The sequence below is a fragment of the Methylomonas montana genome (assembly GCF_030490285.1).
Taxonomy (GTDB): domain Bacteria; phylum Pseudomonadota; class Gammaproteobacteria; order Methylococcales; family Methylomonadaceae; genus Methylomonas; species Methylomonas montana.
Map to the genome: position 1 here is coordinate 206,915 of NZ_CP129884.1, position 14,185 is coordinate 221,099.

Annotated in this window: 12 protein-coding genes; all 12 read right to left on the minus strand. The window is 56.6% G+C overall.

The features are described 5' to 3' along the window. Nucleotides 1-52: 52 nt before the first annotated feature. Entirely contained in the window at nucleotides 53-1,858 is a 1,806-nt protein-coding gene (locus QZJ86_RS00995) for a vWA domain-containing protein (RefSeq protein ID WP_301935819.1), read from the minus strand. Continuing rightward, nucleotides 1,855-2,841, minus strand: coding sequence for a vWA domain-containing protein (locus QZJ86_RS01000; protein ID WP_301935820.1), 987 nt, complete (start codon nucleotides 2,839-2,841; stop codon nucleotides 1,855-1,857). Before QZJ86_RS01000 ends, QZJ86_RS00995 begins: the two co-directional genes overlap by 4 nt. Further along, nucleotides 2,838-3,305: a DUF4381 domain-containing protein gene (locus QZJ86_RS01005; RefSeq protein WP_301935821.1), complete on the minus strand. Its 468-nt coding sequence runs from the start codon at nucleotides 3,303-3,305 to the stop codon at nucleotides 2,838-2,840. Before QZJ86_RS01005 ends, QZJ86_RS01000 begins: the two co-directional genes overlap by 4 nt. A 27-nt stretch (nucleotides 3,306-3,332) precedes the next feature. Then, on the minus strand, nucleotides 3,333-7,466 hold the full coding sequence (locus QZJ86_RS01010; RefSeq protein WP_301935822.1) for an EAL domain-containing protein: 4,134 nt from the start codon (nucleotides 7,464-7,466) through the stop codon (nucleotides 3,333-3,335). Nucleotides 7,467-7,484: 18 nt separating this feature from the next. After that, nucleotides 7,485-8,402, minus strand: coding sequence for a DUF58 domain-containing protein (locus QZJ86_RS01015; RefSeq protein WP_301935823.1), 918 nt, complete (start codon nucleotides 8,400-8,402; stop codon nucleotides 7,485-7,487). After that, nucleotides 8,402-9,388, minus strand: a complete 987-nt coding sequence (locus QZJ86_RS01020; protein ID WP_301935824.1) for an AAA family ATPase — start codon at nucleotides 9,386-9,388, stop codon at nucleotides 8,402-8,404. Before QZJ86_RS01020 ends, QZJ86_RS01015 begins: the two co-directional genes overlap by 1 nt. A 66-nt stretch (nucleotides 9,389-9,454) precedes the next feature. Further along, nucleotides 9,455-10,159, minus strand: coding sequence for an LOG family protein (locus QZJ86_RS01025; protein ID WP_301935825.1), 705 nt, complete (start codon nucleotides 10,157-10,159; stop codon nucleotides 9,455-9,457). Between the two features lie 67 nt (nucleotides 10,160-10,226). Continuing rightward, entirely contained in the window at nucleotides 10,227-11,516 is a 1,290-nt protein-coding gene (locus QZJ86_RS01030; RefSeq protein ID WP_301935826.1) for a dihydroorotase, read from the minus strand. Nucleotides 11,517-11,586: 70 nt separating this feature from the next. Then, entirely contained in the window at nucleotides 11,587-12,552 is a 966-nt protein-coding gene (locus QZJ86_RS01035; protein WP_301935827.1) for an aspartate carbamoyltransferase catalytic subunit, read from the minus strand. Next, the gene (pyrR, locus tag QZJ86_RS01040) at nucleotides 12,549-13,070 is read right to left on the minus strand and encodes a bifunctional pyr operon transcriptional regulator/uracil phosphoribosyltransferase PyrR (RefSeq protein ID WP_301935828.1); all 522 of its coding nucleotides are present in this window, start codon (nucleotides 13,068-13,070) and stop codon (nucleotides 12,549-12,551) included. Before pyrR ends, QZJ86_RS01035 begins: the two co-directional genes overlap by 4 nt. A gap of 101 nt (nucleotides 13,071-13,171) precedes the next feature. Beyond that, complete coding sequence (gene ruvX / locus QZJ86_RS01045) at nucleotides 13,172-13,618, minus strand: Holliday junction resolvase RuvX (RefSeq protein WP_301935829.1); 447 nt, start codon at nucleotides 13,616-13,618, stop codon at nucleotides 13,172-13,174. Continuing rightward, entirely contained in the window at nucleotides 13,611-14,177 is a 567-nt protein-coding gene (locus tag QZJ86_RS01050; RefSeq protein WP_301935830.1) for a YqgE/AlgH family protein, read from the minus strand. The genes ruvX and QZJ86_RS01050 overlap by 8 nt, the downstream gene beginning before the upstream one ends. Nucleotides 14,178-14,185: the final 8 nt, after the last annotated feature.

Consider the following 14,185-nt stretch of genomic DNA (forward strand, 5'->3'; position numbering starts at 1 on the left):
AACCGCACGAAACGCGAGGATGGCGCGAAATCAGCCCGGCTGTCGTATTTGCTTACCAAGTTGGGCCCGACGGTGATTGTTGTCTGCGCTGGTTGTACTGATATTTGAATTTGCGCTTCAGCAGTCCGGTCGGCTCGTCGGGAATGCGTTTCAGCAATTGTTCGTTGGCGCGTTCGGTTTCGTTTTTCTCGGCAGATTCGGCGGCTTTCGTTGGCTCGGACTCATCTTTTTCTGGCTTGGACGGCTGCGCTGGCTGCTTGGCTTCCGCCTCCGAAGACTGTTTATCCTCGGCAGCTTTGCTTTGCTCGGCGTCCTGCTGGGCTTGGGGTGGCTGGCTGTCTTCGGGCTTTTGCTCGTGCTGTTGGTCGGCATCGGACTGGCCGGGCTGTTGATCCTGTTGTTTTTGCTGTTGTTCGGACGATTGCGTTTTATCTTTTTGTTGCTGGTCTTGTGGTTGATTGTCCTGCTGCTGATTGTTGGGCGGCTGCTGTTGTTCCTGCTCTTTCAGTTTCCTCTCGACGATATCCTTGTTGTATTGCGCATCCCGATGGCCGGGATCGAGTTTCAGTGCCTGCTGATAAGCTTGTAGCGCTTCCTGCAACTGGCCGGCCTGGGCTAGCGCATTACCGCGATTGTAATGGCCTTCTGCATTTTGGGTGTCTTTCAGGGTTTCGGCGGCTTGTTGGTATTGGCCGGCCTTGTACTGCGCGGCGGCGCGCCAGTCCGGGTTATCGAACTGATCGGCGGCTTGCTGGTATTGTTGCTGGTTGAAGGCCTGTTGGGCGCGTTGATTGGGGGTTTGCCAGAGGCTTTGCCAATCCAGCGCATAGCTGTCTTGGGGGATGGGCCATAAAAACAACAATCCCCACAACAATAAGCCTTTTCTGAATTGCCAGGCCGCCCACGGCAACACCAGCAACAGCAGCCACGGGCCTTTTTCGTCCCATTGTTGCAGCAATAAATTGCCGTCTTGATTCTCGGTGCCGGTGTCGGCGGCATTGAATAAACGGCCGAGATTCTCGACGTCCTCGTCGTCGGCCGCCACCGGCTGATAAATTCCCCGGCCATGCTCGGCCAGCGTGGCCAGAGCCGATTCGTCCAGCTTGGCGACCACGATAGCGCCATGGTTGTCTTTCACGAAACCGCCGCCCGGCACGGGTATCGGTGCACCCTCCGGCGTGCCAAGCGCCAGCACCGAGAGCCGGTAATCGCCCAGCCAGTGTTCGGCTTGCTCGGCGACGTCGGCATCGACGCCATCGCTGACCAGCAAAATATGACCCTTGGCCAGACCGGCCTGGCGCAGCAAGGCCGCGGCTTTATCCAATGCCACTCCGGTGTTGCTGCCGGGGCTGGGCATGATGTCGGTGGTTAGCGCCACCAGCTGGCTGTCGATGGTGGCGGTATCGTTGGTCAACGGTGTCACGGTAAAGGCATCGCCGCCGTAGACCAGCAATGCGGTCTGGCCGTCCTTGCGCTGTTTCAGCAAGTCGGCGATCTTGTAGCGGGCCTTGGCGATGCGGCTGGGTTTGATGTCGGCGGCATCCATGGATTTGGATAAATCCAAAGCAATCACCAAGGCCGCATCGTTTCTAAAAGCCGGGCTGGGCAAACGCTGCCAGGTCGGGCCGGCCAATGCAACTATCGTCAGCAGGGCGGCGAGGCCGGCGCCGAACAGATGAGTGCGCGATTGTTGCAGCGGCTTGTCTTGCAAAATGAAAGGCAGCAATTCCGCGTCGCAGACTTCGCTCCAGTTACCGCGTCCTTGCCGGTGCCTGATCAGCGCGGCCAGTAACAGAGCGGCAGGCAGTAAAGCCAGCAACCACCAGGGCCGCAGAAAATGAAAATCAGAAAAACTCATGACCACCTCAAGCGGGCCAGCGTCAACCAGCCCGTCAATAGCAAAGCCAGCGCCAGCGGCCAGTGAAACAGCTCGCTACGCGGCCGGAAATATTGTTTGTCCTTTTCCACCGGCTCCAATTGGTCCAGCATCCGGTAAATCTTGTCCAGTTCTTCGGTATTGCGGGCGCGGAAGTAATGGCCGCCGGTGGTATCGGCTATTGCCGTCAGGGTTTTTTCGTCCAGGTCGGCGGACGGGTTGACCCGGCGGGTGCCGAACAGGCTGCGCACCAGGATTTCGTCGGCGCCTATGCCTATCGTATAAATTTTGAGCTTATGTTCGGCGGCCAGTTCGGCGGCTTTCAAGGGCATTAATTCGCCGGCGGTATTGGCGCCGTCGGTCAGCAGAATCAAGACCCGGCTGGCGTCTTTTTGATCTTGCAGGCGCTTGATTGCCAGGCCGATCGCATCGCCGATCGAGGTTTTCGGTTCGTCCTCGGTAATGCCGATAAAGGCTTCGTTGAGCAGGGTTTGTACGGTCTTGCGGTCGAAGGTTAGCGGTACGTGCAGATAAGCCTGAGTGCCGAACAGGATCAAGCCTAGCCGGTCGCCGATTCGGCGTTGAATAAACTCGCCGGCCACTTGTTTGATGGCGGTTAGACGGTCCACCCGTTGCTTGTCGAGGATGAAGTCTTCTTCCTGCATGCTGCCGGATACGTCCACCGCCAGCATCAAGTCGCGGCCGCTGACCGCTTGCTCCAAGGGTTCGCCTAGCCATTGCGGCCGGGCGGAGGCGAATACCAGACAGGTCCAGGCCAACGCGGCCAGCCATAGCGGCCAGCGGCGAGGCTGGCTGACCACCCGGCTTTCGCCGCTGCCGAAATCGTCCAGAAAAGGTACTTTCAGTGCCGCTTGTTCGGCAACGGTCCGCGCCGGCAGCCACCAACGCAACAGCGCCGGCAGCGGCAGCAACCATAACAATATGGGCCATTCCAGTTCGATCATGGTTTCTTCGCCTGTTGTTTGAGCCAGCGTTCGCACAGTTCGAACAACGCCTCCAGCTCGGCTTCGGCCGGCGGCGTTTGCCGATAATGGCCATCGGCCAAACAGCGGCCAGGACCTTGGCTGAACGGCGCATCGGCTAGCGACTGGTCCAGATAAGCCAGCCAAGCCTCGCCGCGCAGACTGGCCACATCCTGGCGCGGCGCGGTGCTGATCGCCACCCGCCGCAACAGCGCCGACAACGCCGCCAGGGTCTGTTTGATATCGGACGGGTTATCCCGGCGAATTTCGGATAGCAGCTTGGCGGCGGTCTTGGCGGCTGTGCGTCGGCGGATGCGCTTATAAACAGTCCGAAGCAAAACGGCCAGCAGCGGCAGCAATATCGCCAAGCACCACCAACCGGGCGCCGGTGGCCAGAAGTTGATCGGGCTGGGCAGATGAATATCTTTTAAAGGCAGTGTTTCCATGCTTAGTGTTCTCTACGCATACAGACCTTAGAGTGGGGTATACAAAATCAGTTGATCGTCGATCTGTTGCTGGATGGCTTGCAAACTAGCGAATTCAACCCGTGCCGCTTCAATCTGACCGGCATCGAACTGTTGCCTGAGCTCCTCGGCTAGCGCATGCAACCGGTGTTGCAACTGTTCGATGCCTTCCAGCCAGTCGTGGGCATATTGTCTGTCGTGTTGGGCTTGCTTTAGCCAGCGGCCCAAATGGGTACGGCGTTGATCCATGATGGGCCAGTTTCTGGCGTAGTCATGCTGTTCCGCAAACAGACAGGCTTGCACGCGTTGCAGCCAGCGGCGGGTGTCGAAGCGTCGAATCGCAATAGTGGCTTGCTCGGGCGATAATTCGGCATCGGCATAAAAGCGCCAATCGGCAAAAGGTTGATAAGCTAGCACCCAAGCGGCAATCGCTTCGGCCGGCATTGGCCGGGCGATGGCATAGCCTTGCAGCAAGTGGCAACCCAATAGTAATAGCACGATGCCTTGTTCCTGGCTTTCCACGCCTTCAGCCACCACCTCGCGATTGAATGCCTGGCTCAGATCGATGACGCTTTCGATGATGGCATAGTCGTCGGGGTCGTCGAGCATGTCGCGGACAAAGGTCTGGTCGATTTTGACGGTATCCACCGACAAGTGCCGCAGATGAGTCAACGAGGAATAGCCGGTGCCGAAGTCGTCCAGCGCCACGCTGATGCCGAGTTGTTCCCGGCAGCTTTTGACGATGCCATTCACTGCGGTTAAATCGTCCAGCGCGGTACTTTCCAGGATTTCCAATTGCAGATACTGGGAGGCTATTTCGGGATACTGGCTTAGCGTAGTTTCGATATATTCTTGAATGCCTGGCCAGAGCAGGTGATAGGAGGAAATATTCACGCTGACCGCGAATTGCAAGCCCTGGTCCTGCCAAGCCGCCATTTGCCGGCAGGCTTGAGAGATCACCCAGTTGCCGATGCGGATTTCCAAATCGGTCGAGGCGATGGCTGGCAAATACTCCAGGGGCGGCACCATGCCGCGTTGCGGGTGCTGCCAGCGGATCAAGGCTTCGACGCCGCTAACCTGGCCGGTTTTGATGTTGACCTTGGGTTGGTAGTACAAGCACATCTGCTCGTTCAAAAACGCTTCTTCGATGTTGCGCAATTGCTGGTGGCGATGCATGATCTGCTGATCCTGGCTGGCGTCGAACAACTGGCAACGGTTCTTGCCGGACAGTTTGGCCTGATACATGGCATGATCGGCATGCCGCAACAACGCGTCGGGGTCGGCATCATCCAAGGGATACAGCGTGTAACCGCTACTGGCGCCGACCGTGACCGGCTGGCCTTCGATGTAGTAAGGCTGGGCGATCGCCAGATGGATGCGCATGATGGCTTGTTCGCAGTGCTCGATAGACTCGATGTCGCCCAGCAATAGCGCAAATTCATCACCGCCGTGCCGGGACACGCTGTCTTCTTCGCGGATGGCATTTTTGATGCGTTCGGCTACTTCAACCAGCACCCGGTCGCCGGCGTCGTGGCCGAATTGATCGTTGACCGGCTTGAAGCCGTCCAGATCCAGAAAACAGATTGCCAGCAGGGATTTTTCCCGCCTGCTGTGGGCAATGGCATGATTCAAACGGTCGGCGAACAAGATCCGGTTCGGCAAGCGGGTCAACGGATCGTAATGAGCGATCAGCTCCAATAACTGTTGCTGTTGTTTGGCGTGGGTGACGTCGGAAAACAAACCGATGTAGTGGGTGAGGTTGCCGTCGCCATCGCACAGCGCCGAAATCGTCAGCCTCTCCGCGTACAGTTCGCCATTTTTTTTCCGGTTCCACAACTCGCCAAGCCAATGCTGATCGGTCTTTAGTGACCGCCACATGTCGGCATAGTAGGCCGAGTCGTACTTGCCGGATTGCAACACTCTTGGGTTTTTGCCGATGATTTCTTCGCGGCTGTAGCCGGTGATCTCGCAAAAGGTCGGATTGACATCGATGATGATCGCGGCAGCATCGGTGATCAGAATGCCTTCGTGCGCTTCGCTGAATACCCTTGCCGCCAGTTTGAGATGTTCCTCGGCTTGTTTGCGGACGGTAATATCACGGGTCAAGCCCAATAGTGCGGTGATATTGCCCTCCGCGTCCCGCATCGGTACCGCATGGGTATCCAGCCAATGCTGACCGCCTTTCAAACCGACGATTTCAAATTCCAATGTGTCGGAGGCGCCGGCAAATACCCGTCTAGTCAACTTTTTGAATGCCGTTAGATACTTGGGCACAATCAAGTCCTCAAGCCGGCCTTGTTGGGCCTGTTCCAGAGAATCGGCTTCCATCATCTCCAATCCGGCACGATTCATCTGCAACAGGCTACCATCGCGGGCCAGTAGTTTCACACATTCCGGTTCGGATTCGACGACGGTACGCAGCTTCAATTCCGATTCTCGGGCGATACTGGCCGAGGTTTCCAGCTCGGCAACCGCTTTTTCCAGCTCTTTGGTACGTTCATCCACCAGGGCTTCCACCGAGGCGGTCCGGCCGCTGATGGTCAGCAGCAAAATGCTCAATAAACTAGTAAAACACAAGCCACCGGTCAAGGTAATCCAGGGTAGGGAAGAGCCTTGCTCGATGACGAAAAGGCTATCCGCAGCAATGGTGATTTGCCAGTGGCGGTCGGCAAACGCGAAGCTGCGTTGCCATTCTTTTAATCCGTAATTGAGGGCGAGCGTGTTGCGTAGCGGTTTTGAAAATAATAAGGAGGTATCACTGGAAGCGCTGAGGTCGCGGATGGCGATACCCAGACTTTGGGTATTCAGGCCTCTGGTGACGATTTCCACCATACGGACCGGTAGAATGACCGTCGAGACAAAACCGCTAAGTTCAGGTGTGTCGGTACTGTTTTTATACACCGGAATCGAAACCAAAATGCCCGGCTGTGAATCCGGGCGCTGCATGAGTTGTAGCCCTTGCGAAGCACTGGGTTTGCCGGTGCGGCGGGCTATTTCCTTGGATTGTCGGCTGAGCGGGTTAGAGATGGAATCCAGACCAAAGGCGCTTTCATTGCCGGCCATAGGCTCCACGAACGTAACAGGAAAATACTCCGGCCTTGATGCGGCTGGAACCGCAAGCCCCTGGTTGTCGCGCTCGGTCACCTGGAAATTCGGATAACCTTGGCTACGGATCTTTTTTTCGAAGGCGGGTAAATTGTCGCGGGTTATGCGCGGTAGCCATTCCAACGCCTGGATTTCCGGATGACGTTGCAATATGCCCCGAGAGAATACGGAGAATTCATTTCTATCCACTTTGTCAGAGGCCAGAAATACATCTCTCAGTGCCAGACTGCTGTCGATCGCGTTGGCAGCATATTCCACCAACAGCCTATCGATTGTCCCGGCCTGGCTATCGAAAGTCTGCTGAATTCGAGCGCGTTCGGCTTGAAACACTTGCAGAAACACCAATACCAGTGCCAGCAGCGTACCTAACAGCGGCAGGGCCACGCTCAGCCGCCGAGCTCGCCAAAGTTCGCTCGGCCGGCCGAAACAGCAAAACAGCAAGGGCGAAACGATAATCACGCCCAAGCTGTCGCCTATCCACCAGTTGCGCCAGGAAATCCAGAGTTCCTTCGATGTCATCATATCCAACAAGCACAAAGCGCCGATACCGACACTGGGTGCTACCAAGCAAGCCAATGGCCCGACCAATACGAAGAACAACAGGATGGAACCAGGACTATCCAGTTTGGGTAAGCCAGGGTGTAGGTATCTTCCGGATAAACCCAGGGCGGCCAATACTTGCAAGGTACTGCCGCCGCCAATAATAAAAGCCGAAAGCATGCCACTAGTCGTTAAGTGGCCGGAAAACTCGATTGCCGCCAAAAAATTGCTGAGCATCGCACCCAACCATACGCCCGGCCATAATTGACGTCCCCACTGCAACAGAGCGGCCAGCGCGATGCCGGCCGGGGGCCACAGCGGACTGGCATAACCGGGCGGAATTGCCATTTCCATGCCCAACCAGCCGCCAGCGAACATCACCAGACCCAATAAGCCAATACGGATTAACAGGGCCGGCCAGCTAATCGGCGCGAACGGCTGGTCCGTGCTTTGCGCTTGTGACAAGTCTGCTGGGTGGATTAAGTTTGAGTTGCGCATGGCCTGAGTCATGAAACGTTAGGCAACCGGACCAGAGCGGGTGCCGTTTAACGTTTCCAGAGGGGTTTGTTGAGTGCTGCAGGGTATCAGCAGCAGACGCAATTTGCTGGCGAGTTTTTGTAAATATAGTCGCCGATCTTGAAATTGCTGGCGATAGGCTTGCAGGCGCTGTTTGTCGCCGCTGTCAATCAATACGTCGCGCCAGCCGTCGGTGAAACGATAACGGCCGTGGTTAGGCAATTGGCTTTCCAAGGGGTCGGCGATATGCACCAACACCACTTCGCAATGCCGGGCCAAATTGGCCAAATGGTTTTCGGCGAGTTGATTCAGGCCGCGAAAATCGCTAAGGATATACACTCGGCTGCCGGGATGGGCGTGATGCAGCAATCTGGCCAGTGGCTTATCGAGTCCGGTCACCGGCTCGCCGTTCAAGAGCGGATGGGCCAGCGCATTGAAGAAACGCAACAGGGCCGATTTGCCGGTCTGCGGTTTCAACTCCTGGCAGCCGTTGTCGCTGAAAATTTGCCCGCCGATTCGGTCGCCTTGCTTTAAGGCGGCCCAGGCCAGCAAACCGGCCAGCCGGGCGGCCTGTACCGATTTGAATACGCCACGCGTGGCAAATGCCATCGTCGAACGATAATCCACCGCGATAAACAACGGCCTTTCCCGTTCTTCCTTGAAAATCTTGCTGTGCGGTTTGTCGGTGCGGGCCGTGACTCGCCAGTCGATTCGACGCACATCGTCGCCAGGCTGATAGAGGCGGGTTTCGTCGAAAGCCATGCCGCGGCCCTTGAGATGCGACAGATAATTGCCGCTCTGGGCCGCGCGGATATTGGCGTGGCCCAGGTTGAGCATGCCGGCCGGTTTGGCCAGGTCGACCAGGGCTTTCAGGGTAACCGCAACCCGTGGGTTGTCGGCCGCTAGCGGTTTAGTCATTACGGTACGGCAATTCTGGCGATCAACTCTTTAATCACGTGATCAGGGGTGATGCCTTCCGCTTCGGCCTCGTAAGACAAAATCAGGCGGTGGCGCAATACGTCGTAAGCCATATCCTGAATGTCGCCGGGATCGACGAAATCGCGCTGTTGCAGCCAAGCCTTGGCGCGCGCGCAGCGATCCAGTGCAATACTGGCGCGCGGACTGGCGCCGTATTGGATCCAACCGGCCAAGTCGGCGCCGTAAGCAGCCGGATTGCGGGTGGCCAGCACGATTTGCAGTAAATACTGTTCCAGGCTTTCGGCCAGATATAAATCCAGCACTTCGGCGCGCGCCGCAAACACGGTTTGCTGGCTGATTTTCTGGAAAGCATTGCCGGTGTGTAGCAAGGAGCCCTTGGCTTCGGCGCGGGCCAGATGCAGAATCGCCTGCTCATGCTCGGCATTGGGATAATCGATTTTGACATGCAGCAAAAAACGGTCGAGTTGCGCTTCCGGCAGCGGATAAGTGCCTTCCTGCTCGATCGGGTTCTGGGTGGCCATCACCATGAATAAAGGGGGCAGCGGATAAGTGGCCTTGCCGACCGTGATCTGCCGTTCCGCCATGGCCTCCAGTAGCGCGGCCTGCACCTTGGCCGGGGCGCGGTTGATTTCGTCGGCCAGGATCAGATTGTGGAACAGCGGGCCTTTTTGAAATTCGAAACTGCCTTGCTGCGGCCGGTAAATCTCGGTGCCGGTCAAATCGGCCGGCAACAGGTCCGGGGTGAATTGCACCCGATGAAAATCGGCTTCTATACCCTGGCTAAGTACATTGATGGCCCTGGTTTTCGCCAGACCGGGCGCGCCTTCCACCAGCAGGTGGCCGTCGGCCAGCAAGGCGATCAACATCCGTTCGACCAGCACTTCCTGGCCGATGATTTGGGTGTTGATGTGGTCTTTGAGTGGTTGCAGGGCGGTTTGGCTGGGGCTGGGACTTGTCGCAGTCATGTGTATAAAAAATCCTTATGTTTGAAGGGTCTGTGACTGAGTTGGGCCTTGAAAGTTGCGCGGCGCTTAATTTTTGCGTTGCAGGTCTTTCCACTCGCGATGGGCAATCATGATGTCGACCACTTTTTGCGGATCGTCGGTGACGGTGATCAAGGCTAAATCTTCCTCGGAAATTGTGCCGTATTCCAGCATCTTGGTTTTCATCCAGCCCATCAGGCCGCTCCAGAAATCGGTGCCGAACAATACCAGCGGAATCGGGTAGATCTTGTGAGTTTGCATCAGCGTCAAGGCTTCGAAGAACTCGTCCAGTGTGCCGAAACCGCCGGGCATGCAGACATAGCCGATCGAGTAGCGCACGAACATCACCTTACGGACGAAAAAATAGCGAAAATTCAGCGAAATATTCTGGTACGGATTGGGCTTTTGTTCCATCGGCAATTCGATGTTCAAACCGATAGACGGTTGATCGTGCAGGATGGCGCCTTTGTTGGCGGCTTCCATCACACCCGGACCGCCACCGCTGATCACCGCAAAACCTTCCTTGCTGAGCATTTCCGCGAGTTCCACGGTTTTTTGATAATAAAAATGCTCGGGCGGCAAACGCGCCGAACCGAAAATCGAGATGGCGTCGCACAAGCCGGACAATTCGTCGAAGCCTTCGGTAAATTCGCTGATGATCCGAAAAATCCGCCAGGATTGGTCGCCTTTCAGGTCGTCGATGATGCTGGACGAAGTCGAGCCGTCGCCACGGCGGTTTTTGATACAACTCATGGTTTATTCCTTAACGAGCATGCGATGCTCTATGCACAGAGCTTGATGGCGGGCAATCCAAACTTGTTCACGACGCCTCCGCCAAACGATAAACAACGTTGCCGGCCAGCAAGGTATGGGTCACCCGACCGGTCAGGGTTTGCTGCCAATAGGGCGTGTTGCAACCGGCGCTGTGCCAGGTGGCGCGGTTGACTTGCCAGTTGGCGCGAGGATCGAAAATGCAGACATCGGCGTTAAAACCCGGCGTCAACGCCCCGCTGGTCAGGCCCAGAATTTGCGCCGGTTTACAGCTCAGCGCCGCGATGACTTGCGACAGTCCGATGCGATGTTGTTCAGTGAGCGCCAAGCTGAGCGGGAGTAAGGTTTCCAATGAGGCTATGCCGGGCTCGGTTTCCGGAAACGCACCGAGTTTGGCGTCCAGATCGTGCGGTTGGTGATCGGAACAAATCGCGTCCAGGGTGCCGTTAACCAGACCTTCGCGTAAATACTGGCGGTCGATGGTGCTGCGTAGCGGCGGTATTACGTGGTAGTTGCTGTCGAACGGGGTAATGTCGTTCTCGGTCAAATGCAGCTGATGAATCGCAACATCAGCCGTGACATTCAAACCGTATTTCTTGGCCTGCTGCAATTTAATGACCGATTGTTTGCAACTGACCTGACTGATATGTACGCGGCAACCGGTCAATTCCGCCAGTTCCAGGCATTGGGCCAAGGCAATCGATTCAGCGGCTTCCGGTATCCCAGGCAAACCGTAACGGCTGGCGACTGCGCCTTCGTGGGCGCAACCCTTGCCGGACAAGGCTGCTTCATTGGCGCGGAACATCAGCAATAAATCATGGCTGCTGGCGTACTCCATTGCCCGCCGCAAAATCAACAGGTTGCCGAGCGGTTCGCTGGCATTGCTGACGGCAATGCAGCCAGCCTGCTTCAACGCGAACATCGCACTGAGTTCGTTACCGGCAAGACGTTGGGTCAATGCGCCTATGCTGTGGATTTGCGGGTAATTGGCCTTTTCGGCCTTGTCCTTGATGAACTCGACCACCGCCGGGCTATCGATGCAGGGCTTGGTGTCGGGCGGCAGACACAGCGAGGTGACGCCGGCGCTGAGTGCGGCGCGGGTTTCCGATTGAATGTTGCCTTTTTGGGTATGGCCGGGCTCGCGCAAGCGTACGCTGAGATCGATGAAGCCGGGACAAACGATTTGGTTGGTGGCGTCGATAATTTGCTCGGCCGTGAAATCGGCCGCCTGCTCCAGTACCGAGACGATCTTGCCGTCGGCAATACAGACAGTGCCGATGGCGTCGACGTTGTTGGCTGGATCGATGACGCGGCCGTTTTTAATCAAAATTTTGCTCATGACGCACCTCCGTGTGCGTCACCCTTACGGGCCGCCGCTGGCGGTGCAAAATTGCTGTCCTGAAATTTTGTCATGCCGCACCTCCCTGGCTGTGCATGGCCATCGACATGATCGCCATCCTGACCGCGACGCCGTTGCTGACTTGTTGCAGGATCACCGATTGCGGGCCGTCGGCGACGCTGGAGGCGATTTCCACGCCTCGGTTGATCGGCCCAGGATGCATCACGATGGCATCTGGCTTGGCGCGTTTCAGCTTGGCTTCGGTCAGGCCAAAGCAGCGGAAAAACTCGCTCTCGCTGGGCAGAAACGCCGAGTTCATGCGTTCTTTTTGCAAACGCAGCATGATGACCACATCCACATCGGTTAAACCTTCGTCCATATCGTGTAGGGGTGTCACGCCCATGGTTTTCACTTGTGCCGGCAGCAGCGTCTTCGGGGCGATCACCCTCACTTCGGCAACGCCCAATGCGTTTAAAGCTAAAATCTGCGAACGTGCCACCCGCGAGTGGAGGATGTCGCCGACGATGGCCACTTTCAGACTCTCGAATTGTTTTTTATGCTGGCGGATCGTGAACATATCCAGCATGGCCTGGGTCGGGTGGGCATGCTGACCGTCGCCGGCATTGATCACGCTGATGTGCGGCGCGGTATGCTGGGCAATGAAATGGGCGGCGCCGCTCAGTGCATGCCTGACCACGAACATATCGACATGCATCGCTTCCAGATTATGGATGGTATCCAATAGGCTTTCGCCTTTGGAGGTGGCGGAAGTGGCGATGTTCATGCTAAGCACGTCTGCCGACAGCCGGGTGGCTGCCAGTTCGAAGGTGGTGCGGGTGCGGGTGCTGTTCTCGAAAAACAGGTTGACGATGGTCTTGCCGCGCAACAGCGGCACTTTCTTGACCTGATGTTCGGACATGCCGGCAAACGATTCGGCGGTATCCAATATCTCGGTGAGCAGTTCTTTATCCAGACCTTCGATAGTCAGGAAATGCTTGAGCTTGCCTTGCTCGGTCAGCTGAATATGCCGGGTCATGCCGCCACCACTTGCGGAGATTGGATCTCGATGCCCAAAGGATCGGGTCCGGTGAGTTTGATACGTTGGTCGCCGGCCAAATCGATGCGGATGCCGTGGCAGTCGGGTTGGAGTGGAATTTGCCGGCCGTTGCGTTCAATCAATACCGCCAGCACCACTTGGCTGGGGCGGCCGTAGTCGAAAATCTCGTTGAGCGCGGCGCGAATGGTGCGGCCGGTGTAAAACACGTCATCGATCAGAATGATGTCGCGGCCTTCCAGATGCGGTGGCAGTTCGCTGGTCTTGACCTTGGGATGCATGCCGATTTGCGAAAAATCGTCTCGGTAAAAAGTGATGTCCAGTAAACCCAACGCTTCAGTGATTCCCAGGCGTTGGTGCATATGGCGGGCGATCCAGGCGCCGCCGCTATGAATGCCGATCAGTAAAGGGCTATGTAATTTTCTATCGACAATCTGCTGGCGAATCGCCGATTCCAGGTTGTCGAGCAGGATGTCGATGTTGAGTGAGGCGGTTGGCATGTCGAGTAACAGTTTGCAGTCTTGTTTTTGGTATAAAGTTCAGAGGCCAGGCGAAACAGGCAAGAGGAAGGGATTATCGCCCTAAACTATCTGTCGTCTTTTTATTTATCAAACCAACTTTGCAGAATTAACTGGGCGGCAAGTTGATCTTGTACGGCCCATAGTTTAGCAGCGCTGACTTTTAGGTCGTCGAACAGCATTTGTTTGGCGGCGAACGTGGTTAGGGTTTCGTCGACTTGATGCACCGGCAGATTGTATCGGCCATTCAGTTGCCGGCAGAATTTTTGCATTCTGGGCGTGACAATATTGTCGGAGCCGTCGTCTTGCCGAGAGATGCCGACCACCAAGCCGATGGGCCGCCACTCGTCGATTAGCTGGCCGATTTTTTGCCAGTCGGGGGTTTGGTTCAGCGAGCGGATGGTTTGTAGCGGGCTGGCGATGCCGGTATCGGCGTAACCGACCGCGACGCCGATTTTCTTGTTGCCGAAATCGAAACCCAGATAGGCATCGCCGCGGAATTTTGCCGCCAGCGGATCGGCCTTAACCATGGCCCGCAGGTGTGGTCAATCGATTGATGTCGATACCCAGTTGGCCGGCTGCCGCGTTCCAGCGCTGGCTGATCGGTGTCTCGTAGAGTATCGCTTCGCCGCAAGGCGTGTTAAGCCAGGCGTTTTCGACCATTTCCTTTTCCAGTTGGCCGCTGCCCCAACCGGCATAGCCGAGCGCGATCAAATAGTGGTTGGGGCCCTTGCCTTCGGCGATAGCCTCCAGAATGTCGCGAGAACTGGTCAGCGTGATATTGTCGGCGGTGCTGATGCTGGAGTCCCAGCGCTGCTCGCAGTGATCGTGGATCACGAAGCCGCGTTCCTGCTGCACCGGGCCGCCAGCGAATACCGGGGTTTCCAGCACGTTTTCCAGCTCGGTTTTGATGCCCATTTGCTCGAAAATATCGCGCAGTTTCATGCCGGTCGGCCGGTTGATGACGATGCCGAGCGCACCTTCTTCGTTGTGCTGGCACAGATAAGTAACGGTGTGAAAGAAATGCGGGTCTGCCAAGCCGGGCATCGCAATCAAAAACTGGTTATTTAAATAAGTTACGTCTGTCATTGGAGTAC